The sequence below is a fragment of the Pseudomonas fortuita genome, from assembly GCF_026898135.2.
GTDB lineage: Bacteria > Pseudomonadota > Gammaproteobacteria > Pseudomonadales > Pseudomonadaceae > Aquipseudomonas > Aquipseudomonas fortuita.
This window is the reverse complement of sequence record NZ_CP114035.2, coordinates 4,020,433-4,039,290: the sequence shown is the minus strand read 5'-3', so window position 1 is coordinate 4,039,290 and position 18,858 is coordinate 4,020,433. Positions and strand designations below refer to the sequence as shown.

The following is an 18,858-nucleotide window of genomic DNA, read 5'->3' as shown; positions in this document are numbered from 1 at the left end:
ACCTGTGCCGGCGTCTTCGCGGGTGAACCCGCTCCCACAAAATCTGTGCAGAGCTCAGGCCTGATGCGGTACCTGTGGGAGCGGGTTTACCCGCGAAAGGGCCGGTACAGGCACCCTTATTTTGCTGTCATCCGCCCGTCATGTATGACGTTATTATTTACGATCCCCCGGAACTATCTACACTGGGTTATCTCTATGATGGCATCGGTCGCTATCGGGGGGCATTGTAAGGTGAGTGCCGCCTGATTAGACTGCGGCGAATTCCACAGGCCTAGCCTTTGTTAAGGACGTATATGATCAAAAAATGCTTGTTCCCGGCGGCCGGCTACGGCACTCGCTTCCTGCCCGCAACCAAAGCCATGCCCAAGGAAATGTTGCCGGTGGTCAACAAGCCACTGATCCAGTATGGCGTTGAAGAAGCATTGGATGCTGGTCTGAACGAAATCTCCATCGTGACCGGCCGCGGCAAGCGCGCCCTGGAAGACCACTTCGACATCAGCTACGAGCTGGAAAACCAGATCAAGGGCACCGACAAGGAAAAATACCTGGTGGGCATCCGTCGCCTGCTCGACGAGTGCTCGTTCTCCTACACCCGTCAGACCGAAATGAAAGGCCTGGGCCACGCGATCCTCACCGGCCGCCCGCTGATTGGCGACGAGCCGTTTGCAGTGGTGCTGGCGGACGACCTGTGCGTCAACCTTGACGGTGACGGTGTGCTGGCGCAGATGGTCAAGCTGTTCAAGCAATACCGCTGCTCGATCGTCGCGATCCAGGAAGTCGATCCGCAGGAAACCAACAAGTATGGCGTCATTGCCGGCGAGGAAATCCGTGACGGTATCTTCCGTGTGGACTCGATGGTCGAGAAGCCCAAGCCTGAAGATGCGCCATCGAACCTGGCCATCATCGGCCGCTACATCCTGACCCCGGATATCTTCGAGAAGATCGAGCAGACCGAGCCGGGCAAGGGTGGCGAGATCCAGATCACCGACGCGCTGATGAAGCAAGCGGCCGAAGGTAACGTGATCGCCTACAAGTTCAAGGGCAAGCGTTTCGACTGCGGTGGTGCCGAAGGCTACATCGAGGCGACCAACTTCTGCTTCGAGAACTTCTACAAGGCTGGCAAGGCTTACTGATAAGCCCCGCAGGTCATAGAGAGCCACCCTTCAGGGTGGCTTTTTTGTTTGCAGTGGCCAACGGCGTTATGCTGTGCGCCTGCCTAGGAGAGTGAATACATGGCCTACGATTTTGATCTGTTCGTGATTGGTGCCGGGTCCGGCGGTGTGCGCGCAGCGCGCTTTGCGGCGAGCTTCGGCGCAAAAGTGGCAGTGGCCGAAAGCCGCTACCTGGGTGGCACCTGCGTCAACGTCGGCTGCGTGCCAAAAAAACTGCTGGTGTACGGCGCGCATGTCGCGGACGAACTGGAGCAGGCCGCGGGTTACGGCTGGACCCTGGAAGAAGGGCATTTCGACTGGGGCACCCTGATTGCCAACAAGAACCGCGAGATCGAGCGCCTCAACGGCATCTACCGCAACCTGCTGGTCAACAGCGGCGTCACCCTGCTGCAGGGCCATGCACGCCTGACCGGTGCCAATGAAGTGGAGGTGGAAGGCCAGCGCTACACCGCCGAGCACATCCTTATCGCTACCGGTGGCTGGCCGCAGATCCCGGACATCCCGGGCAAGGAACTGGCGATCACCTCCAACGAAGCGTTCTACCTCAAGGCGCTGCCAAGGCGGGTGCTGGTGGTCGGCGGTGGCTACATTGCCGTCGAGTTCGCCGGTATCTTCCAGGGCCTGGGGGCCGACACCACGCTGCTGTACCGTGGCGACCTGTTCCTGCGCGGCTTCGATGGCTCGGTGCGCACGCACCTGAAGGAAGAACTGGAAAAGCGTGGCCTCGATCTGCAATTCAATGCCGACATCCAGCGTATCGACAAGCTTGAAGATGGCAGCCTCAAGGCCACCCTGAAGGACGGCCGCGAGCTGGTTGCAGACTGTGTTTTCTACGCTACAGGCCGGCGCCCGATGCTGGACAACCTGGGCCTGGAAAACACCGGTGTCGAGCTGGATGCGCGTGGTTACATTCGTGTCGACGAGCAGTACCAGACGACTGCGCCTTCGATCCTGGCCATTGGCGATGTGATCGGCCGTGTGCAGCTTACCCCGGTGGCCTTGGCCGAAGGCATGGCCGTGGCGCGGCGCCTGTTCAAGCCGGAGCAGTACCGCCCGGTGGACTACCAGAACATCCCGACGGCGGTGTTCAGCCAGCCGCCTATCGGTACTGTTGGCCTGACCGAGGAGCAGGCGCTGGAGGCCGGGCACAAGGTGCAGGTGTTCGAAAGCCGTTTCCGCGCCATGAAGCTGACCCTGACCGACATTCAGGAAAAGACCCTGATGAAGTTGGTGGTGGATGCCGAGACTGACAAGGTGCTGGGTTGCCACATGGTTGGCCCTGACGCTGGCGAAATCATCCAGGGCCTGGGCATTGCCCTGAAGGCCGGTGCGACCAAGCAGCAATTCGACGAAACCATCGGCGTGCACCCGACGGCGGCCGAAGAGTTCGTGACCATGCGTACAGTCACTCGTTAATGGCACTGGCCTCATCGCCGGCAAGCCAGCTCCCACAGGTATTGCACAAGTCCATGGGCCTGCGCGGTACCTGTGGGAGCTGGCTTGCCGGCGATGGGGCCAATGAATGCAGCGCAATCCTTTGCTCAGCCCATTCCCTTCTATTGATTAACCCCGGTTATAGCCAAAACCAATCACAAGCATGAGCTTTGCCAATGAGCCTTCAGCGGGATGATTAGTTAGGATTCTATCCATCAACTGATTCCAACCCCATGAAGGAGCGTCTCTCATGCCAATCATCAACAGCCAAGTCAAACCGTTCAACGCCACCGCCTACCACAAGGGCGAGTTCGTCCAGGTCAGCGAAGCCGACCTGAAAGGCAAGTGGTCTGTCGTGTTCTTCTACCCGGCTGACTTCACCTTCGTCTGCCCGACCGAGCTGGGTGACCTTGCCGACAACTACGCCGAGTTCCAGAAACTGGGTGTGGAAATCTACGGCGTGTCCACCGACACCCACTTCACCCACAAAGCCTGGCACGACACCTCGGACACCATCGGCAAGATCCAATACCCGCTGATCGGTGACCCGACCCACGTCATTTCGCGCAACTTCGACGTGCTGATCGAAGAAGCCGGCCTGGCGGATCGCGGTACCTTCGTGATCAACCCGGAAGGCCAGATCAAGATCGTCGAACTGAACGACGGTGGTGTAGGCCGCGATGCTGCCGAACTGCTGCGTAAAGTGAAGGCTGCCCAGTACGTTGCCGCCCACCCAGGCGAAGTGTGCCCGGCCAAGTGGAAAGAAGGCGAAGCCACTCTGGCGCCATCGCTGGACCTGGTAGGCAAGATCTAAGGTCATGCCCATAACGCGGGCGGTAAGCAGCCGCCAAAGCTGAAATACCTACCGCCCCGTCAAACGCCCGGGCGACATCGCCTGGGCGTTTTTGTATCCGAGTTTTGAAAAAAAGGAATCGCCCGTATGTTGGACGCCACGCTTAAATCGCAACTGAAAACCTACCTGGAGCGGGTCACCCAGCCGATCGAGATCGTAGCCTCCCTCGACGACGGCGCGAAGTCCCGCGAATTGCACGACCTGCTGGTGGAAATTGCCGGTTTGTCGAACCTCATTACCTTCAGCGCGGACGGTACAGATGCCCGTCGCCCGTCGTTCTCACTGAACCGCCCGGGTAGCGATATCAGCCTGCGCTTCGCCGGTATACCCATGGGCCACGAATTCACCTCGCTGGTGCTGGCGCTGCTGCAAGTGGGCGGCCACCCGTCCAAGGCCAGTGCCGAGGTGATCGAGCAGATCCAGGCGCTGGAAGGCGAGTTCACCTTCGAAACCTACTTCTCGCTGTCGTGCCAGAACTGCCCGGACGTGGTTCAGGCACTTAACCTGATGGCGGTGCTCAACCCCAATGTGCGCCACGTGGCCATTGATGGTGCGCTGTTCCAGGATGAAGTGGAAGCGCGCAAGATCATGGCGGTGCCCAGCGTGTACCTGAACGGCGAAGTGTTCGGCCAGGGCCGCATGGGGCTGGAAGAAATCCTAGGCAAGATCGACACCAATGCCGGCGCTCGCCAGGCCGAAAAGATCAACGCCAAGGATGCCTTTGACGTGCTGGTGGTCGGGGGTGGCCCAGCCGGGGCTGCAGCGGCCATCTACGCCGCACGCAAAGGCATCCGCACCGGTATCGCCGCCGAGCGTTTCGGTGGCCAGGTGCTCGATACGCTGGCCATCGAGAACTTCATCTCGGTGCAGGAAACCGAAGGGCCGAAGCTTGCCACTGCACTGGAAGAACACGTCAAGCAATACGATGTGGACATCATGAACCTGCAGCGCGGCGAGGCGCTGATTCCGGCCACCGATGGCGGCCTGCATGAAGTACGCCTGGCCGGCGGCGCCTCGCTCAAGGCCAAGACCGTGATCCTGGCCACGGGCGCCCGCTGGCGCGAAATGAACGTGCCGGGCGAGCAGGAATACCGCGGTCGCGGCGTGGCCTACTGCCCGCACTGTGACGGCCCGCTGTTCAAAGGCAAGCGCGTGGCGGTGATTGGCGGCGGTAACTCAGGCGTGGAAGCGGCCATCGACCTGGCCGGTATCGTTGCCCAGGTGACGCTGATCGAGTTCGACAGCCAGCTGCGTGCCGATGCGGTGTTGCAACGCAAGCTGCACAGCCTGCCGAACGTGAAAGTGATCACCAGCGCGCTGACCACCGAAGTACTGGGCAATGGTGAGAAGGTGACCGGCCTGCGCTACAAGGACCGCACGACCGATCAGCAGCACGAGGTGGCGCTGGAAGGCATCTTCGTGCAGATCGGCCTGCTGCCGAATACCGATTGGCTTAAAGGCACCGTCGAGCTGTCGCCGCGCGGCGAGATCATCGTCGATGCCAAGGGCCAGACCAGCATCCCGGGTGTGTTTGCCGCAGGTGACGTGACCACCGTGCCGTACAAGCAGATCGTGATTGCAGTGGGTGAAGGGGCCAAGGCTTCGCTGGCAGCCTTCGACCACCTGATTCGTACTTCGGCACCGGCATAAGCCTGCGCTGGCCCTATCGCCGGCAAGCCAGCTCCCACAGGTGATCACAGCATTCGAAACTGTGGTGCACCTGGGGGAGCTGGTTTGCCGGCGGTAGGGCCTTCGAAGGCTGAGGGTGTCTATGATTAGTGCAGATCCCCTCAGGAATCACGCCTATGACCCTGATCAGCCGCGAACCCTGGTGGCTAGTACCCCCAAAGCCCGGCCAGCAAGAACAGGACCTGCACTGGGGCTACCTGGAAATCTACGCCGACGGCCGCGCCGTGTTTGTCGACCAGCGCCCCAGTGACCGGGAGCTGGCCGAACGCAAGAGCTGCCGCAACTTCCCCGAACGCGAGCCGTGACGGCTTAGCCTTCCAGCTCGGCCAGCCGCGCTTCCAGCGCCGCGATGCGGGCCTCGAGTGCTTCGATGCGGTCTTCCGAAACGCTGCCGCCACTGCTGCGCGCGCCACCTTCGTGTTGACGTGCAGCGAGGATGGTCTCGATCTCTGCCGGGTCGCCCAATGCATGGGTGTAGCGGTCTTCACGCTGGCCGGCCTGGCGTGGCAGGTGCAAGGCCAGGCCGCGCGAGATCAGGCGCTCCAGCTGGTGCTGGATCTGCTCGGTGTCGTCAAAGTCGTGCAGGCGGTTGCTGCGGGTGAGCAGTTCGTTGAGGGTTTGCGGGCCGCGCAGGAACATCAGGCCCATCAAAATCAGCTGTGCCGGCACCAGCTCCAGGGCCTTGTCCACCCGTTGTTCCCAGCGGTCGGCACGGCTGCCCATCTGCAGGCGGGTCATCCCTTGCCCTTCGAGTGTGCGAAGGGCCTGCCCAACCTGGCCTTGGGTAAGGTTCATCACCGGCTCGCGGCTGGTCTTCTGGTTGCAGGCCAGGACCAGGGCATTAAGGGTCAGCGGGTAGCTTTCCGGGCTGGTGGCCTGCTTCTCGATCAGCGAACCGAGAATACGGATCTCAACGCTGCTGAAGCGGCCTTCATCGGCGGTTTCTTGTTCTGACATGGCCCTGTCTCAATTGCTGGGGAAAGGCCACTAGCCTAGGTAATGCGCCTGGCTTAAGCAATCACTGGCATCATCGCTAGCAGGCGCAGGCTTGCCTTCGATGGGCCGCAAAGCGGCCCTTTGGTCTGCTCAGGCGCTACGCCCCTCTTCGGCTTGGCACGCCGCCGCTGTGAACAGCACATCGGTCGACGAATTCAGCGCTGTCTCGGCCGAATCCTGCAGCACGCCGATAATGAAGCCCACCGCCACTACCTGCATGGCAATTTCGCTGGGGATGCCAAACAGGCTGCACGCCAGTGGAATCAGCAGCAGCGAGCCCCCGGCCACACCCGAGGCGCCACAGGCGCACACCGCCGCCACCACGCTGAGCAGCACGGCCGTTGGCAGGTCCACCGGAATACCCAGGGTATGCACCGCGGCCAGGGTCAGTACGGTAATGGTGATTGCCGCACCGGCCATGTTGATGGTTGCGCCCAGCGGGATCGACACCGAGTAGGTGTCTTCATGCAGGCCAAGGCGCTCTGACAGTGCCAGGTTGACCGGGATGTTGGCCGCCGAGCTGCGAGTGAAGAACGCGGTAATGCCGCTTTCGCGCAGGCACAGCAGGGTCAACGGGTAGGGGTTGCGGCGGATTTTCCAGAACACGATCAGCGGGTTCATCACCAGCGCCACGAACAGCATGCAGCCGATCAGCACAGCCAGCAAGTGCAGGTAGCCGAGCAGGGCCTGCAGGCCCGACTGGGCGAGGGTGGAGCTGACCAGGCCAAAGATGCCCAGCGGGGCGAAGCGAATAACCACGCGCACGATAAGGGTCACGCCATTGGACAGGTCTTCGACCACGGTGCGGGTGGTTTCACCCGCATGGCGCAGGGCCACGCCCAGGCCGATAGCCCAGGTCAGCACGCCGATGAAGTTGGCGTTGAGCAGGGCATTGATCGGGTTGTCGACCGCGCTCAGCAGCAAGTTCTGCATCACCTCGGAGATGCCACCCGGGGCGCTCAACGTTGCCTCACCGCTGCTCAGCACCAGGTCGGAGGGGAACAGCATGCTGGCGACCACGGCTACGACCGCTGCGGCGAAGGTACCTAGCAGGTACAGCCAGAGGATCGGCCGGATATGGGTTTCCTGGCCGTGACGGTGGTTGGCGATCGAGGCCATGACCAGGATGAACACCAACACGGGCGCCACGGCCTTGAGGGCGCTGACGAACACCTTGCCCAGGAAGGCCAGGTCGCGGGCGATGGCAGGCGCGAGCAGGGCAACGGCGATGCCCGCGAGCAGGCCGATGACGATCTGTGTCACCAGGCTGGTGCGGTTGAGGAGGCGGAAGACAGGGGTCATGTGCAGCGGCATCTCGGAATCTGGAAAGGGCGAGACTTTACCATAGACCACGTGTACGGCTGTTCTGGCGTCTTCGCCGTGTACCGAGACGTGTGCAGTACCGGTGGAAGCGGTTTCACGGACAAAGACGCCACCACGATCACCAATGAAACAATTCCCGCCGCGCCCCCTCGGTAATCGCGACAATCCCCGGGTGCTTGACCTTGCGCTCTACCGAAATGGCATAGAACGATTCGTGCACGGCCTCGGTCTGGCCGATCAGCGCCACACCATATTGGCGGCACACCTCGTCGGCGATCACGCTGGGGGCGACGAAAATGCCGCTGCCCGACTGGCCGAACGCCTGCATCAGGGCACTGTCATCGAACTCGCCCACGATGCGGGGCTGCAGCTGTTGCTCGCCCAGCCACCGCAGCAAACGGCTGCGCACCACGGTTTCCTGCCCGGGCACCAGCAGCGGAGCATCCTGCAGGCAGGCGGGGAAGGGGCCGTTCAGGCGTTGTGCCAGTGCCGGCGTGGCGAAAAAGCTCAGCCCGCACTCGCCCAGCTTCTGGCTGTAGCCCTTGATGTCCAGATTGCTGGGCATGGGGCTGTCGGAAATCACCAGGTCCAGGCGCTGGATGGCCAGGTCTGCCAGCAGCCGCTCAAGTTTGTCTTCGCGGCAGTTGATGCGCAGCACCTCATCCAGCTCCATGGTCGGTGCCAGCAGGCGGTAGACGATGGATTTGGGCACCACATCGGCCACCCCCACACGGAACAGGATCTGCTCCTGCGGGCCGGCGCGCAGCATGGCCTCCAGTTCGCCGCCAATCTGGAACATCTGTTCTGCGTACACCAGCGCCTGGCGGCCGGTCTCGGTCAGCTCCAGTTGGCGGCCGACGCGCTGGAACAGTTCCAGGCCGTAGGTTTGCTCGAACAGGCTGATTTGCCCGCTGATGGTCTGTGGTGTGAGGTTCAGCTGTTCGCTGGCGCGGGTGATGCTGCCCGTCTTGGCCACGGCCCAGAAGTAATGCAGCTGGCGATAGTTGAGCACCGTCGGTCGTCCCGATTCGTAAAACCCGAAGTATACGCCATGAAAATACGAATTTTCCTGAACTGTCGGCATCTCTAGAATGCACCGCATCAGGCGCCATGCGCCGCCGGGATATTTCAAGCGAGGACACCATGCTGCAATTCAAATCCATCGGAACCCCATTGGTGCTGGCGTTGGCCCTGTTCACCCTGGCAGGCTGCGACCAAGCCGAGAAATCCGCCCAGCAGATGCTCGACCAGGCCGCGCAGTCGGCCAAGCAGGCCATTGACGATACCAACAAGGCCGCCCAGCAGGCGTTGAACGAGGCTATCGGCGGCGAAGCGCAACAGCCTGAAGATGCCGACAAGAAAAAAGACACCCAGGAAATCTGACCCTAAACCGCCGCTGCAGGATTTGAACAATGGAATACTTGCTGGAACTCGCCGCTAGCCCTACTGCCTGGGTTGCCCTGGCTACATTGGTGGCCATGGAAGTTGTGCTGGGCATCGACAACCTGATCTTCATCTCCATCCTGACCAATAAACTGCCGGTGGAGTACCGCTCCAAGGCACGGCGGATCGGGATCAGCATGGCCTTGGTCATGCGCCTGGCCTTGCTCAGCACGGTGGCCTGGATCGTACAGCTCACCGACCCTGTGGTCGAAGTGTTCGGTAACGCCTTCTCGTGGAAGGACATGATCCTGATTGCCGGTGGCCTGTTCCTGCTGTGGAAGGCGACCAAGGAAATTCACGAAAGCGTTGACCCGCACGGTGCCAAGGAAGAAGCCAAGGTCGGTTCGACTGTAACTCTGGGCTTTGCTGCGGCAATCTTCCAGATCCTGCTGCTGGACATCGTCTTCTCGGTCGACAGCATCATCACCGCTGTGGGCATGACCGAGCACTTGCCGATCATGATAATTGCCGTGATCACGGCAGTCATCGTGATGATGGTGGCCGCTGACCCGCTGGCCAACTTCATCAATGACAACCCGACCGTGGTCATGCTGGCCTTGGGCTTCCTGATCATGATCGGCATGACACTGATCGCCGAAGGCTTTGGCGCTCATGTGCCGAAGGGGTATGTGTATGCGGCCATGGCGTTCTCGACCGCGATCGAGATCCTCAACATTCTGGCTCGCCGGGCGCGCTTGAAGCGTGAGGCTGCTGAAGGTTGATGAAAAAAAGACGGGGCGCATTGCGCCCCGTTCGCGGGTTCTGAAATCTTAGTGCACCCCGGCTGGCCGTCGTGGCCGTCGCACAGGTTGCGGCTTGGCAGGTACCAGCGGTGGCCGGTGGTGGTGGGAATGGCGCCGCACGATACGCAGCACACCCCACAGCATGGCGGCTGCAACGCTCAGCCACATGCCCACCAGCATGAGGATTGCCATAGTCAGGCTCATCTGTGCCTCCCTCTCCAAGGGCAGCGCTCGGTCAGCCAGCGCTTGCCTTCCAGACACTGCTTTAGTCTAGCCCTTCGCCTGTGACGTTCCATCGAACAAAGGTCTATCCCTGAGTCCGATTCGCTCCAAGCCGCTGTCGGACTATACCCGCGCCGCTGTCGGACCTATGATCGGTGCCAGAGCCGGGCGCTGCCTGCCTGGCGTTGGAACAAGCGAGTGTCCATGCAGCAACATTCCGTCAAAACTGCCCCCCGGCGGCTGCTGGCCGTCTGTCTGATGGCAGCCACCCTGGCTGGCTGTGCCAGCGCACCGCCCGCCAATCTCAAAGGCCTGGCGCAGCGGGTCGAGATCAGCAGCGTGCCGTTCTACCGTGGCAACGCCAACCACAGCGGTGCCATGGCGCTGGCAGCGGTGCTGTCGCAACAGGGCGCGCCGATTACGCCTGGTTTGCTGGACAAGCCGCTGAACCTGCCCCAAGGCGCAGATGCGCTGGACACGGCTATCCCTCGCGTGGCACGGGACTACGGCATGGTGGTATACCCACTGGACAAGCAACTGGACGCGCTATTGACCCAGGTGGCGGCGGGCAACCCGGTGCTGCTGCGTTACGAAGAGGGTTCGGCCTGGTGGGGTGAGCCACGTTATGCGGTGCTGATCGGCTATGACCGCTACAAGCAGCGTGTGCTGCTGCGCTCGGGCATGCACCGGCGGCAGGTGATGGCGTTTGATGACTTTGCCTCGGCGTGGGCAAAGCAGGGGAGTTGGGCGGTGCTGGTGCAGCCACCGCGGCAACTGCCGGCCCAGGTGGATCGCCAGCGCTGGTTGCAGGCTGCGGATGAGCTGGCACGGGCGGGGCAGGAAATTGCGGCGAAGCAGGCCATCAGCAGCCTGAACAAATAGCGGTGCCAGCTCCCACAGGTAGCGCACTGGGTTCGACGCCTGTGCGGTACCTGTGGGAGCTGGCTTGCCGGCGATAGCGCCAGGCCGGCTTACATCAGAAGCCCAGGCGATCGCGCAGGCTGTAGTACCAGGCGCCAATGGCGCTGAACGGCACGCGCAGCATCTGGCCACCCGGGAACGGGTAGTGCGGCAGGCCGGCGAAGGCGTCGAAACGCTCAGCCTGGCCGCGCAAGGCCTCGGCCAGCACTTTGCCCGCCAGGTGGGTGTAGGTCACGCCGTGGCCCGAGCAACCCTGCGAGTAATAGATGTTGTCGCCGATCCGGCCAACCTGGGGCAGGCGCGACAGGGTCAGCAGGAAGTTGCCGGTCCAGGCGTAGTCGATCTTCACGTTTTTCAGCTGCGGGAAGGCCTTGAGCATTTTCGGACGGATGATCGCCTCGATGTTGGCCGGGTCACGTGCGCCGTACACCACGCCACCGCCGAAGATCAGGCGCTTGTCGCTGGTCAGGCGGTAGTAGTCGAGCAGGTAGTTGCAGTCCTCGACGCAGTAATCCTGCGGCAGCAGGGTGCGCGCCAGTTCTTCGCCCAGGGGTTCGGTGGTGATCACCTGGGTACCGCATGGCATGGACTTGGCGGCCAGTTCCGGCACCAGGTTGCCCAGGTAGGCGTTGCCGGCGACGATGATGAACTTGGCGCGCACTTTGCCTTGCGGGGTGTGCACCACTGGGTTGGCACCGCGCTCGATACGCACGGCCGGGGTTTGCTCATAGATGATGCCCCCCAGCGACTCGACCGCAGCTGCTTCGCCCAAGGCCAGGTTCAGCGGGTGGATATGGCCGCCGCTCATGTCGAGCATGCCACCGATATAGCTGTCGCACGCAACCACTTCACGGATGCGCTTCTGGTCCATCAGCTCGAGCTGGTTGTGGCCGAAGCGTTCCCACAGGCGCTTTTGCGACTCCAGGTGGCCCATCTGCTTGCTGGTGAGGGCGGCGAACACGCCACCGTCTTTCAGGTCGCACTGGATGTTGTATTTGGCCACGCGCTCACGAATGATGCGCCCGCCTTCGAAGGCCATGTGGCCCAGCAGTTGTGCCTGCTTGGGGCCGACGGTGCGTTCGATGACGTCAATGTCGCGGCTGTAGCTGTTGACGATCTGGCCGCCGTTGCGGCCCGATGCGCCGAAACCGACCTTGGCCGCTTCGACGATGCTCACCTTGAAGCCGTTCTCCAGCAGGAACAGGGCGCTGGACAGGCCGGTGTAGCCGGCACCGATGATGCACACATCGGTTTCCACCTCACCCTGCAGCGCCGGACGTGGCGGCACCGGGTTGGCCGAGGCGGCGTAGTAGGACTGGGGGTAGGGGGTGTTAGCCATGCTGCAGGAACCTCGTGTTTTATATTTTTAACGAATGTACCGATGCTATCAATAATAATAAACACCCGCTAGTCGTCTGGTGAAAATCCTTTACGGGGGACCCGCCAGCAGCCTTTATACAAAGGGGTTAAGATTCAGTAGGTTAGCGCAAAAAAAAGTGTTGACAGGGTTTTTGGAATGCGTAGAATGCGCACCACACGACAGGCACATAGCTCAGTTGGTTAGAGCACCACCTTGACATGGTGGGGGTCGTTGGTTCGAGTCCAATTGTGCCTACCAAACAAAAGCCCCGGTTTTCGGGCACTTGAAGGGCGATCCGAGAGGGTCGCCCTTTTTGTTTTTGCAAAACTTTTGCAAAACCACCCACCTCTATCCTCTCTAGGCCCTAGAAACCTACAACGCCTTTGAGCCAAGTGATTACTTGAGTCCCTTCTGGGCTCGTTGCAAGCAATGCGAGACCTTCTACCACTGTTGCAGCATTGGCTGAGTGTTGAAGATACGGCCCGATCTTCGAGGTTTTTAGGGCCTGTGTTTTCTCTTCAAGTGGCGCTTCTGGCCTGTCCCGCAGGGTCATCAGAGCTATCAGCAGGGCATCAAAAGGCGTATCCGCTGGAAGGCCAAGCATTTCAAGAAAAGAAGGCGGATCACGCTCAATAATGCCGTTCTCCGAACCAATAATCTTTCCTCTGGTGTACTCCACGTCCGTTCCATGCGAAACAGAAATGGCGGTCTTGAAACCTATTATGTCCACATCTGAAAGCTTCAGTATCATTCCACCAGGCCTCTTTCCTGTGACTGATGGTTTCTTGATATCACAGCCTGACTGGTTCCAGTAGGCGAATGATATCTCGCACTGGATTGGGATAGGACAAACCTCCGTGAAATTTTTGGCCGCAGACCGGCAGTTGCCCCGGCACGGACACCGCTGCTGTCGCCAGAGGCGAGACAGCCACCCGCGCCACCTTGGTGCTCTCCGACCTGCTCGCACGGGCTGATGCTCGAGCCGGACAGTTGGCGAAGGCGTATGACCGAGCCAAGATAGCGGGAGACCAGTGCGCCAAGGAGTACGACTATGTGAGCGGGCGACAGTCGCGGAACCAGTCTGATTAAGCGGTGCCATAGAAGTACTACAACCTGTGCTACGTCTTCATCAGCTTCCTAGCGCCAGTTTCCGCATGCGTATTAGGCAGCAGGGTGATGTTACGTACTATCTTGGAAATACTCGGATCCTAGGAAGAGGAAGAAACTGATGGACGGACTGCCTATCACTCAGGTGTCGAAAGCGGTATCGGAATCATCAGCTGTTATCGTGGGTGATAAGGAGCTTGCGCGATTCGATACCGAGCTCAGCCACTGGGTGTTGAATGTGGAGCCTCGAAAAAACGCAGATGTTTTCGAAGGGGCTATAGGTCGTCCAGACCATCGGAATACCCCCGATGTCCATAGCTCGCCTGCCAACGGGAGCGCTCCATTGTATTTAGCGAAAAATGACCCGCTTGCGCCGGGAGGGGATAGGGCCAAGCGTCAGGGCACGACAAAATCCGATATCGTTTCCAGCTTCGATCAGCGGCCGGCACGCGTCTTTGTGGATTCCCCGGCGCGTATCGAGCGAGACACCGACGACCCTTCCTACCGTCTGGCCAATCGTGCGTACCAGGCCACGGCCACAATCGCCAGAACCGGTCCAATCCGATACTGGACCGCATGGCGTGCTGACAATACCCATGCAGCCGAAGGACCAGGAAACTTCGCGGTGCTGGCCTACTCGGATAACGGCGGCGAGAGCGTTAAAGAGTACGGATACCTGACGTACTCACCTAGCCATCCAGGAAACCAGATTGTAGATCCAATGCTCTGGACAGATCCCAAGGGCCGTCTCTGGCTTTTCTATGGCGTCCTGGGAGACAACAAGCTCTACGATGGTATTGGTGGAGCATGGGCAGTTATTTGTGACGATCCCAATGCTGAGGACCCCAAATGGGGCGAGCCATTCCGTTTGTCTTACTACGGTGATCCGCGACGTCCAGTCAAGATCGAAGATAAGTGGTATCTAGCAGTAGATGGCTGGCGCTTCTCTGCTGAATATCCTCCAGCATACATGGATCATGTAGGGCCGCATATTTACGAGCTGGATTGGGAAAGCCAGAAAATTAAACATGTTTCTCAGCTTCCACCTAACAATAACGGCCAGTACAGTGGTTTCTTTGAAACTGAGTTCGTGCAGCGGTCCGATGGAAGTGTTTTAGCTCTGCTAAGATCGTTGGGTTCCAACTCACAAATGCAGTATTCCGTCAGTCGCGACCTAATGAGGACCTGGACGCCTTGGCAGGCTTACACGGTTACCGCTCCGAGCTCTTCGTCGCGTGCGTGGCTAGGCAGGACTCCTTCCGGACTCCTTCTACTTTGCTGGAACAATGATCTTGTGCGAGGAACACTGACAGTTGGTCTCTCCGATGACGACGGAGCTACATACCGGTATAAAAAAATTATCGAGCCAGATTCTTCTATTCAGGTTTCGTATCCGGTAGTCAGTTTCGGTGATGATGGTGAGATACTTATCATCTACGATAACGGTCGTGATTCTCACAAACAGATTCGCATCGCCAAGTTCAATGAGCATGAGATCATCTCTGGAAAAAGCACGCCTTCTGTCAGAGTTATCAGCGATCCAGCAAATCTCTAAGGATCAGCAGTAAATTTATGCGGCCTGGATGAACTGGGCAAACAAAAAACGAAGCCCTGGATGCTGGTGTCCAGGGCTTCTAGCTACCTTGGTCCCTATGAATGGCAAGCCAGCGTGGCCAAATGGTATCAGCGAGAGGCTTTAGAGTCATCAGCTGTTCCCGTTCTGGGTGCCACCAATCCGCCCTATACTCTGCTGGTCAATTGGGCAGGGCATCGCATTTTGGACAAGCGCACCTTTATCGGAATGGTCGAGGCCGGCGAGCCGCTGATTCAGCAGGCTGTCGACGCCGTCCGTGAGTATCACCAGGCGCAGGGTCGCGGCGCGCCGGCGGAGGAGGTCGAGCGCCTGCTGGCCGAGTCGTTATTTCAGGCGGTATCCGACTACCAATTGCGGGTCGTTGCGAGAGCCAGGGGCAAGAACCTGCCACCTACCCATTGAACATTTAGACGCTAACACCGACCGACAGAATGCTCTGGCCAGCTCCACACTCATGACTGATAGTCATCTACCAATCTGCAGCGAGCGCCTCTGTGATGAGCAAAGAGCATCAGGTTCTCCCTCGTATTTTGAGGTATCGATCTGCACCTGGTTACCTAGGGATGTGCAGGACAGAGTTCGATAAGGCAGTACGGCCATTCGTAAAGGAGTTCCCGATTGGCGCGCGAGGCGTAGGATTTGATCGGTATGAACTCGATGAGTGGGCAGACACTTACATAGCTGAGCACGCAGTAGACAAGACTCCCGGTCGGATGCTTTTGTCAGGTAGTTCTGTTATTCGAGCTGAAGGAAAACGATCTGAGCAGTCAGGGATGGATCTTGAGCCGGCACTGGAGTTGGTGCGGCGCAAGAGGTGAATGTCATGAGAACAGAATTTCTCCTGCTAGCTCAGTACGATGGACTGGCAGTAATTCCGCTGGACTAGGTGTGCGCCGACTACTTTTCTCACCGGAGCCCAGAAAAACAGAGGCTCAATATCGCCAAGGGCGAGATACGCCTTCCACTCATTGCGATGGAGCGCAGCTAAAGTGAGCTCGCGGTATTCATTTGGCTGATCTGGCCGCGTACATGGATGCTAGCCGTGCAGAGGCCACGTACACTATGTAGTGGAGGTCGCCGCGAGGCCGTTACGTTCGTGCAGCGAGCGCGTCCGGTTCGATTGAGTATTCTCGCGGCGACCAGATTAAGCATACCCTAGCTCTGCTGATCATTTTGTGGACCGACGAGGTGCTTTCTACGACGGATGTCATCCATTCCGAGATGGTCGACTGAAGCCATGCAACGGAATTGGGACCCAGTCGAACCTGCCGTGGAAATGTGCCTTCGCGCATCCGTCGATAGATAGTGTTCCTTCCCGGCCCGTCACGGATATCACCTCATCAATTCGTATGAACCGATCAGTCGCGGCTGAAATCATACTGACCTCCGGGCCCCAATTGGCTATCTCAACTTGGTAAGCGTTGGGGGTGGTTTCCGCTTGCGTCCAGGCTTCGATTACCGCCCGCCGCGTTGCTCCCAATCTTTGAGACACGCCCTAACAGATTCCAGCCGCCAACAGATCCGCTGTCCCTGCCTGAAGAACGGGGGTAGCCATGATGCACGGGTTTGCATGGCGCGTCGTATGGCGGATTAGGATCGGCCGAGTAGTTTTGCCAGCTCAGGGATGTGGATAATCTCAGGTTCCATAACAATCAATAAGTTAGCATGCGGTTTTGCAAATTGACCGGCGTAAAAAATATTCCACGCGGCACCCGCGCCACGAACGTCAGATTTGCCATTCTGTAGCGCGCGTCTTCACAAGACCACCTTGACATGGTGGGGGTCGTTGGTTCGAGTCCAATTGTGCCTACCAAATCGAAGAAGGGGTGATCCGAAAGGGTCACCCCTTTTTTCATTAGCCATTGCTGTGGGTACCGCAAACTGCGGTAAGGGCACCCAGTGCTCACATTCGAAAGTTTTTGATTTTTCTCAAAAAAAAGCTTTACAGGTACGCATCGGATCACTAATATGCGCACCACACGACAGGCACATAGCTCAGTTGGTTAGAGCACCACCTTGACATGGTGGGGGTCGTTGGTTCGAGTCCAATTGTGCCTACCAAATCCCAAAAAGGGCGATCAGAGATGATCGCCCTTTTTGCATTCTGCCGCTAGAACGCCTTTGGCAGCCACAGCGCCAGTTGTGGGAAGGCAATCAGCAAACCGATCAGCGCGAGCAAAGCCAGGCAGAACGGCAGGGCGCCGTACACCACGTCCATGAAGCTGCCGCGACCACGGATGCTCTGCACCACGAAAAGGTTCATGCCGAACGGCGGGGTGATCTGGCCCATCTCGCACAGCACGATCAGCACCACCCCGAACCACAGCGGGTCAAAGCCCAGGTTGACGACGATTGGCACGATCAGCGGCGCCGTGGTGATGAGCATCGCCAGGGTGTCCATGAAACAGCCGAGCACGATATAGAACACGATGATCGCCAGCAGCGCGGTCGTGGGTGGCAGGTTCAGGTCGGTGACGAAGCTGACCAGGGTGGCGGTCAGCCCGATGGACGCCAGCACGAAGTTGAGGAAGAACGCCGACAAGGTGATGAAGATGATCATGCCGGTGGTGCGCAACGTGGCTTCGAAGGCCTGGCCCAGGCTTTGCCAGGTGAAAGCCCGACGCCACAGGCCCAAGCCCAAGGCGCTGAGTACCCCAAGTGCCGCCGACTCGCTGGCCGTTGCAAAGCCGCTGTAGATCGAGCCGATCACCAGAACGAAGATGGCCAGTGGCGGCAGCAGGTCGGGGATGCAGGCCAGGCGTTCTGCCCAGCGGGTGTGTTCTATGCGCCCACCCAATGGTGGGCGCACCAGGCAGGCCAGCACGATCAGTGCGACGAACAACAGGCTGAGGATGATGCTGGGGATGGTCGCGGCCAGGTATAGCTTGGGCACCGACACGTTGGCAATCAGGGCGAACAGGATCATGTTGATCGATGGCGGAATCAGGATACCCAGCGTGCCGCCAGCGGCGATGGAGCCAAGGAACAGCGGTGCGTTGTAACCTTTGCGTTCCTGCTCTGCAATGGCCAGGGTGGAAATGGTAGCGGCGGTTGCCACGCTGGAGCCGCTGGTGGTGGCAAACAGCGCGCTGGCGCCGATGTTGGCGTTCATCAGCCCGCCCGGCAGCCAGGATAGCCATTTCTCGACCGCCTGGTACATGCGCCCGGCCACTCCCGAACACACCAGCAGTTCACCCATCAGTACGTAGAGGGGGATGGCCACCAGCAGGAACTCGGCGCTGATGTTCCAGGCGATTTCGCCCATGGCATTGCTCAGCGGCAGGGTCGAGAACAACTGCGACAGCGACATCCCCAGCAAGCCGACACTGACGGCCGCGGCCACGCTCAGCGCCAACAGGGTCAGCAGCAGCAACAAGGTGATGCTCAGCATGGCGGGTGCTCCTGGGGAGGGTTGGCGGCGGGGTGTAGCGCTTGCTCGATTTCCTGCTCGACCGTGTTGATACCGATCAGTGCACTGACTGCCCCCCAGCGCCCGCGCAATAAATGCCCCAGGCTCACCAGCGCCAGGTTGAGGAGGGTCAGGGCGAAGAACAGGTAGCCGGCAAACCAGAGGGATTGCGGTATCCATTGCGGTACTTGCAAGGGGGTGTTGGACACTGAACGGTATTCGATGGAGTCCCACAATACATGCCAGGCGTGAAAGACCAAGGTGCTGGCCAGCGCGGCCATGCAAGCCAGGGCGAACAGGTCGAGCGCCACCCGTGGTTTCAAGCCAAGGCGAGCGTAGAGGATGTCGACGCGGATGTGCGAACGCTTGAGCAAAGTGACCGGTAACGCCCAGGCGCTGGTGACTGCCAGAACATAGCCGGCAATTTCATCAGCGCCGCCCATGGAGATGCCCACGGTCTTGCGCAAGATCAGGTCGATGCCAATCAGCAGGGCGCAGCCGAGCAGGGCAAAGCCACCCACCCAGGTGCTGGCCTTGGCGATGGCGGTGATGGCCGCCAGGCTGGAACGGGCCGTCTTCATCACTGTATGCT

20 protein-coding genes, 2 tRNA genes and 2 pseudogenes are annotated in these 18,858 nt (G+C 59.7%); 15 read left to right on the top strand and 9 right to left on the bottom strand.

Annotated elements, in window-relative coordinates:
* The first annotated feature begins 293 nt into the window (after positions 1-293).
* The 5 genes from galU (at position 294) to OZ911_RS18620 (ending at position 5,453) form a co-directional block, all read left to right on the top strand.
* On the top strand, positions 294-1,133 hold the full coding sequence (galU, locus tag OZ911_RS18640; RefSeq protein WP_016487927.1) for a UTP--glucose-1-phosphate uridylyltransferase GalU: 840 nt from the start codon (positions 294-296) through the stop codon (positions 1,131-1,133).
* 99 nt (positions 1,134-1,232) lie between these two features.
* Positions 1,233-2,588, top strand: a complete 1,356-nt coding sequence (gene gorA, locus OZ911_RS18635) for a glutathione-disulfide reductase (protein ID WP_016487925.1) — start codon at positions 1,233-1,235, stop codon at positions 2,586-2,588.
* A 268-nt stretch (positions 2,589-2,856) separates the two neighbouring features.
* Positions 2,857-3,420: an alkyl hydroperoxide reductase subunit C gene (gene ahpC / locus OZ911_RS18630; RefSeq protein WP_004375926.1), complete on the top strand. Its 564-nt coding sequence runs from the start codon at positions 2,857-2,859 to the stop codon at positions 3,418-3,420.
* A gap of 126 nt (positions 3,421-3,546) precedes the next feature.
* Entirely contained in the window at positions 3,547-5,109 is a 1,563-nt protein-coding gene (gene ahpF, locus OZ911_RS18625) for an alkyl hydroperoxide reductase subunit F (protein ID WP_060517207.1), read from the top strand.
* Between the two features lie 155 nt (positions 5,110-5,264).
* Positions 5,265-5,453, top strand: coding sequence for a hypothetical protein (locus OZ911_RS18620; protein ID WP_016487923.1), 189 nt, complete (start codon positions 5,265-5,267; stop codon positions 5,451-5,453).
* Between the two features lie 4 nt (positions 5,454-5,457).
* Here the strand turns inward: OZ911_RS18620 and OZ911_RS18615 are convergent, their stop codons facing one another.
* The 3 genes from OZ911_RS18615 to nhaR form a co-directional block, all read right to left on the bottom strand.
* Complete coding sequence (locus OZ911_RS18615) at positions 5,458-6,105, bottom strand: YceH family protein (protein WP_016487922.1); 648 nt, start codon at positions 6,103-6,105, stop codon at positions 5,458-5,460.
* Between the two features lie 129 nt (positions 6,106-6,234).
* On the bottom strand, positions 6,235-7,446 hold the full coding sequence (sstT, locus tag OZ911_RS18610) for a serine/threonine transporter SstT (RefSeq protein ID WP_031312121.1): 1,212 nt from the start codon (positions 7,444-7,446) through the stop codon (positions 6,235-6,237).
* 139 nt (positions 7,447-7,585) lie between these two features.
* Positions 7,586-8,479: a transcriptional activator NhaR gene (gene nhaR, locus OZ911_RS18605; protein WP_060517211.1), complete on the bottom strand. Its 894-nt coding sequence runs from the start codon at positions 8,477-8,479 to the stop codon at positions 7,586-7,588.
* 131 nt (positions 8,480-8,610) lie between these two features.
* On the opposite strand from nhaR, the gene OZ911_RS18600 reads away from it, so the two are divergent.
* Complete coding sequence (locus tag OZ911_RS18600; protein WP_024717747.1) at positions 8,611-8,850, top strand: hypothetical protein; 240 nt, start codon at positions 8,611-8,613, stop codon at positions 8,848-8,850.
* 29 nt (positions 8,851-8,879) lie between these two features.
* Positions 8,880-9,632, top strand: a complete 753-nt coding sequence (locus OZ911_RS18595) for a TerC family protein (RefSeq protein ID WP_016487918.1) — start codon at positions 8,880-8,882, stop codon at positions 9,630-9,632.
* Between the two features lie 48 nt (positions 9,633-9,680).
* Here OZ911_RS18595 and OZ911_RS18590 read toward each other — a convergent pair whose 3' ends face one another.
* Positions 9,681-9,857 carry a hypothetical protein gene (locus OZ911_RS18590; RefSeq protein ID WP_016487917.1) on the bottom strand — a complete coding sequence of 59 codons (177 nt, stop codon included), beginning with the start codon at positions 9,855-9,857 and terminating at the stop codon, positions 9,681-9,683.
* Between the two features lie 222 nt (positions 9,858-10,079).
* Between OZ911_RS18590 and OZ911_RS18585 the strand changes: the two genes are divergently transcribed.
* On the top strand, positions 10,080-10,757 hold the full coding sequence (locus tag OZ911_RS18585; protein ID WP_060517213.1) for a peptidase C39 family protein: 678 nt from the start codon (positions 10,080-10,082) through the stop codon (positions 10,755-10,757).
* Positions 10,758-10,851: 94 nt separating this feature from the next.
* Here the strand turns inward: OZ911_RS18585 and OZ911_RS18580 are convergent, their stop codons facing one another.
* Entirely contained in the window at positions 10,852-12,135 is a 1,284-nt protein-coding gene (locus tag OZ911_RS18580; RefSeq protein ID WP_003250557.1) for an NAD(P)/FAD-dependent oxidoreductase, read from the bottom strand.
* Positions 12,136-12,337: 202 nt separating this feature from the next.
* On the opposite strand from OZ911_RS18580, the gene OZ911_RS18575 reads away from it, so the two are divergent.
* Positions 12,338-12,414 (top strand) — tRNA-Val (locus OZ911_RS18575).
* Between the two features lie 106 nt (positions 12,415-12,520).
* Here OZ911_RS18575 and OZ911_RS18570 read toward each other — a convergent pair.
* The gene (locus OZ911_RS18570) at positions 12,521-12,907 is read right to left on the bottom strand and encodes a hypothetical protein (RefSeq protein WP_023048477.1); all 387 of its coding nucleotides are present in this window, start codon (positions 12,905-12,907) and stop codon (positions 12,521-12,523) included.
* Positions 12,908-12,988: 81 nt separating this feature from the next.
* Here OZ911_RS18570 and OZ911_RS29140 point away from each other — a divergent pair.
* The 5 genes and pseudogenes from OZ911_RS29140 to OZ911_RS29040 all read left to right on the top strand — a co-directional run.
* Positions 12,989-13,102 (top strand): annotated as a pseudogene (locus OZ911_RS29140) (hypothetical protein); the annotation flags it as partial.
* The gene (locus OZ911_RS18565) at positions 13,099-13,245 is read left to right on the top strand and encodes a DUF2514 family protein (RefSeq protein WP_511057132.1); all 147 of its coding nucleotides are present in this window, start codon (positions 13,099-13,101) and stop codon (positions 13,243-13,245) included. The pseudogene OZ911_RS29140 and the gene OZ911_RS18565, both read left to right, overlap by 4 nt.
* A 139-nt stretch (positions 13,246-13,384) precedes the next feature.
* On the top strand, positions 13,385-14,818 hold the full coding sequence (locus tag OZ911_RS18560; protein WP_080641068.1) for a sialidase family protein: 1,434 nt from the start codon (positions 13,385-13,387) through the stop codon (positions 14,816-14,818).
* Positions 14,819-15,040: 222 nt separating this feature from the next.
* Positions 15,041-15,259 (top strand): hypothetical protein, encoded by a 219-nt coding sequence (locus OZ911_RS18555; protein ID WP_031312117.1) that lies wholly within the window; start codon positions 15,041-15,043, stop codon positions 15,257-15,259.
* A gap of 421 nt (positions 15,260-15,680) precedes the next feature.
* Positions 15,681-15,925, top strand: a pseudogene (locus OZ911_RS29040) (pyocin activator PrtN family protein).
* Between the two features lie 20 nt (positions 15,926-15,945).
* On the opposite strand, the gene OZ911_RS18550 reads toward OZ911_RS29040, so the two are convergent.
* On the bottom strand, positions 15,946-16,149 hold the full coding sequence (locus tag OZ911_RS18550; protein ID WP_320999748.1) for an AlpA family phage regulatory protein: 204 nt from the start codon (positions 16,147-16,149) through the stop codon (positions 15,946-15,948).
* A gap of 692 nt (positions 16,150-16,841) precedes the next feature.
* Between OZ911_RS18550 and OZ911_RS18545 the strand changes: the two genes are divergently transcribed.
* Positions 16,842-16,918 (top strand) — tRNA-Val (locus tag OZ911_RS18545).
* Between the two features lie 49 nt (positions 16,919-16,967).
* On the opposite strand, the gene OZ911_RS18540 is transcribed toward OZ911_RS18545, so the two are convergent.
* Both OZ911_RS18540 and OZ911_RS18535 read right to left on the bottom strand, forming a co-directional pair.
* Positions 16,968-18,248, bottom strand: coding sequence for a TRAP transporter large permease (locus OZ911_RS18540; RefSeq protein ID WP_268968450.1), 1,281 nt, complete (start codon positions 18,246-18,248; stop codon positions 16,968-16,970).
* Complete coding sequence (locus OZ911_RS18535) at positions 18,242-18,847, bottom strand: TRAP transporter small permease subunit (protein WP_023048476.1); 606 nt, start codon at positions 18,845-18,847, stop codon at positions 18,242-18,244. Before OZ911_RS18535 ends, OZ911_RS18540 begins: the two co-directional genes overlap by 7 nt.
* Positions 18,848-18,858: the final 11 nt, after the last annotated feature.

Bases quoted from the DNA above. Each gene is read 5' to 3' on its own strand.
- galU (WP_016487927.1), top strand. From the start codon at position 294: ATGATCAAAAAATGCTTGTTCCCGGCGGCCGGCTACGGCACTCGCTTC.
- gorA (WP_016487925.1), top strand. From the start codon at position 1,233: ATGGCCTACGATTTTGATCTGTTCGTGATTGGTGCCGGGTCCGGCGGT.
- ahpC (WP_004375926.1), top strand. From the start codon at position 2,857: ATGCCAATCATCAACAGCCAAGTCAAACCGTTCAACGCCACCGCCTAC.
- ahpF (WP_060517207.1), top strand. From the start codon at position 3,547: ATGTTGGACGCCACGCTTAAATCGCAACTGAAAACCTACCTGGAGCGG.
- OZ911_RS18620 (WP_016487923.1), top strand. From the start codon at position 5,265: ATGACCCTGATCAGCCGCGAACCCTGGTGGCTAGTACCCCCAAAGCCC.
- OZ911_RS18615 (WP_016487922.1), bottom strand. From the start codon at position 6,105: ATGTCAGAACAAGAAACCGCCGATGAAGGCCGCTTCAGCAGCGTTGAG.
- sstT (WP_031312121.1), bottom strand. From the start codon at position 7,446: ATGACCCCTGTCTTCCGCCTCCTCAACCGCACCAGCCTGGTGACACAG.
- OZ911_RS18600 (WP_024717747.1), top strand. From the start codon at position 8,611: ATGCTGCAATTCAAATCCATCGGAACCCCATTGGTGCTGGCGTTGGCC.
- OZ911_RS18595 (WP_016487918.1), top strand. From the start codon at position 8,880: ATGGAATACTTGCTGGAACTCGCCGCTAGCCCTACTGCCTGGGTTGCC.
- OZ911_RS18590 (WP_016487917.1), bottom strand. From the start codon at position 9,857: ATGAGCCTGACTATGGCAATCCTCATGCTGGTGGGCATGTGGCTGAGC.
- OZ911_RS18585 (WP_060517213.1), top strand. From the start codon at position 10,080: ATGCAGCAACATTCCGTCAAAACTGCCCCCCGGCGGCTGCTGGCCGTC.
- OZ911_RS18580 (WP_003250557.1), bottom strand. From the start codon at position 12,135: ATGGCTAACACCCCCTACCCCCAGTCCTACTACGCCGCCTCGGCCAAC.
- OZ911_RS18570 (WP_023048477.1), bottom strand. From the start codon at position 12,907: ATGATACTGAAGCTTTCAGATGTGGACATAATAGGTTTCAAGACCGCC.
- OZ911_RS18560 (WP_080641068.1), top strand. From the start codon at position 13,385: ATGGACGGACTGCCTATCACTCAGGTGTCGAAAGCGGTATCGGAATCA.
- OZ911_RS18550 (WP_320999748.1), bottom strand. From the start codon at position 16,149: ATGCGCGAAGGCACATTTCCACGGCAGGTTCGACTGGGTCCCAATTCC.
- OZ911_RS18540 (WP_268968450.1), bottom strand. From the start codon at position 18,248: ATGCTGAGCATCACCTTGTTGCTGCTGCTGACCCTGTTGGCGCTGAGC.
- OZ911_RS18535 (WP_023048476.1), bottom strand. From the start codon at position 18,847: ATGAAGACGGCCCGTTCCAGCCTGGCGGCCATCACCGCCATCGCCAAG.